Source organism: Methylophaga sp. UBA5088 (assembly GCF_002414625.1).
Taxonomy (GTDB): Bacteria; Pseudomonadota; Gammaproteobacteria; order Nitrosococcales; family Methylophagaceae; genus Methylophaga; species Methylophaga marina.
The window spans coordinates 46,839-48,484 of the sequence record NZ_DIAC01000048.1 but is presented as its reverse complement, the minus strand read 5'-3'; the positions used below and the strand labels follow the sequence as shown (position 1 = coordinate 48,484).

Annotated in this window: 2 protein-coding genes; both read left to right on the top strand. The window is 44.5% G+C overall.

Annotation, left to right across the window (positions count from 1 at the left end):
* A partial coding sequence (gene purM / locus B4K20_RS06475; RefSeq protein WP_289282304.1) for a phosphoribosylformylglycinamidine cyclo-ligase occupies window positions 1-900 on the top strand: 900 nt, incomplete at its 5' end.
* A gap of 2 nt (window positions 901-902) precedes the next feature.
* Window positions 903-1,496, top strand: coding sequence for a phosphoribosylglycinamide formyltransferase (gene purN, locus B4K20_RS06470; RefSeq protein WP_289282303.1), 594 nt, complete (start codon window positions 903-905; stop codon window positions 1,494-1,496).
* The last annotated feature ends 150 nt before the right edge of the window (window positions 1,497-1,646 follow it).

Here is a 1,646-nt window from a genome sequence, read left to right as displayed (position 1 = left end):
CTTTTTGAACTACCCGTCGATAAATACAAACAGCCTGTTTTAGTTTCCGGTACGGATGGTGTCGGCACTAAATTACGCTTGGCGATTGAGTCTGGTATCCACAACACCATCGGTATCGACTTAGTCGCTATGTGTGTCAACGATATCGCTGTATTAGGTGCCGAGCCTTTATTCTTCCTCGATTATTATGCCACCGGCAAACTGGACGTAGACATAGCTGAATCTGTCGTATCAGGCATAGCAGAAGGCTGTCTGCAAGCGGGTGCAGCCTTAGTAGGTGGTGAAACCGCCGAAATGCCAAGCATGTATGAAGAAGGTGATTATGATCTTGCGGGTTTCTGTGTAGGTGTAGTGGAAAAAGAAGCGGTCATAGATGGCTCAAAAGTGGCCGCTGGTGATAAGTTAATAGGTCTTGCTGCATCAGGCCCTCATTCAAATGGTTACTCACTCATCCGTAAAATTCTTGAACGTAGCGGTCAATCATTAAAAACTGAATTTGATGGTGCTACTTTGGGGGAGAAGTTATTGGCCCCTACCAAAATCTACGTTAAATCACTTTTACAGCTTAACGAGAATGTCAGTATTCATGCTTTATCACACATCACTGGTGGCGGCCTGCTGGAGAATATTCCACGTGTTCTCCCTGAAGGTGTGAAAGCCGTCATTGACTCTGGCAGCTGGCAACGTCCTGCTGTATTTGATTGGCTTCAAGACAATGGCAATGTCACTGATAAAGAAATGTATCGCACATTTAACAACGGGATAGGTATGGTAATCGTGGTTGCAGAGAATGATGTATCTGAAGCTTTAGCCGTACTGAATAGTGCTGGCGAACAAGCAAATTTAATCGGTCAAATTGAAACAGCCAATGCGGCTGACGAAATAGTCGATATCCAATAACGATGATGAGCAACGAAAACAAAACGCGGCTGGTGATTTTAATCTCAGGCCGCGGTAGCAATATGCGCTCGATAATTGAAGCCATTGATGCTCAACAGATCGATGCGACCGTCAGTGCCGTCATCAGCAACCGTCCTGATGCTGCGGGGCTTGACTATGCTAAAGCCCAGTCTATCACCACGGCAGTGGTCGATCATAAAACATTTTCTGACAGAGACAGTTTTGATAAAGCTTTAGCTGAGCGGATTGATGACTATAAACCTGACTTTGTCATTTTAGCTGGGTTTATGCGTATTCTCACCTCAGGATTTGTTAAACACTATCGCAATAAATTGATTAATATTCACCCCTCCCTGCTACCTAAGTTCAAAGGACTCAATACACATCAGCGTGCTATTGATGCTGGCGAAAAAGAACATGGCGCCAGTGTTCATTTCGTTACAGCTGAACTGGACGATGGGCCCGTGATTATGCAGGCAAAAGTGAATATCCTGGCTGATGATTCTGCTGAAAGTCTTGCCGCAAGAGTGCTCGAGCAGGAACATCAGCTCTATCCTGCTGCCATACAAAAACTGGTGAAGTCTAAACAGGATTAATCATGCGTAAATTGTTCAGTGTTTTTTTGCTGCTCATTGCCTCAGAAGTGTCTTTGGCAGCAGATATTCCTGACTTTTCAGCTAATTACGCCGTTAAATTAAATGGGATTCAAGCAGGTGAATTAAAGCGTACCCTTGAAACCGATCAGA

Excerpts from the sequence above, each read along its gene's own strand:
- purN (WP_289282303.1), top strand. The coding sequence starts at position 903 with ATGATGAGCAACGAAAACAAAACGCGGCTGGTGATTTTAATCTCAGGC.